The organism is Lysobacter sp. 05T417 (genome assembly GCF_056396405.1).
Window position 1 is genome coordinate 1 of the sequence record NZ_JBFTLK010000029.1, and the last position, 497, is coordinate 497.

The 497-nt window shown below is 58.8% G+C and carries 1 protein-coding gene; it reads right to left on the bottom strand.

Features of this window, described 5'->3' with window-relative positions:
• Positions 1-152: 152 nt before the first annotated feature.
• Positions 153-497: hypothetical protein (locus AC1DER_RS17240; RefSeq protein ID WP_477358228.1), on the bottom strand; the 345-nt coding region annotated here is incomplete at its 5' end.

Here is a 497-nt window from a genome sequence, read left to right on the forward strand (position 1 = left end):
AGGCTGGGGGCGTTGTGCGCGCAACCGAAGCAAAACCACGACGACCTCAGACACGACAGCGCGTCGATCCCGGACCGGCCGCAACGTCGCGACTACAGTCCTAACGCCTGAGTTAAGCCGCACCGCGGAGCGGTGTCGGCTTGAATGAATTGTTAGGCCGCGTCACTGATCTGCTCCAAGGCGAGATGCTTCTTGGCTTCGTTGCCCGTGACGACTAACTCTAAGAGAATGGCCTTACCGTTGTTGGTGGGTACTCGAACCTCAATTAGGGCGAATGGCCCAGTATCGTTGGGCCTGAAATAGCCGACTTGCGGAGCTTGAGCGTCTGCTGGCGCTAGGCTGGTTGCGCCGACTGAAGCAAGGGACAACGCCAAGTCTCTTTGGATCACACTCGCCGGATGCTCGTCATACGCCAGGGCGTACCCAAAGCGCTCTGCCAAGGCAGAAATATTGCCATTGGCAAGGAGTTGAAGTGCCTCGGCACCGTACGCGGCCAA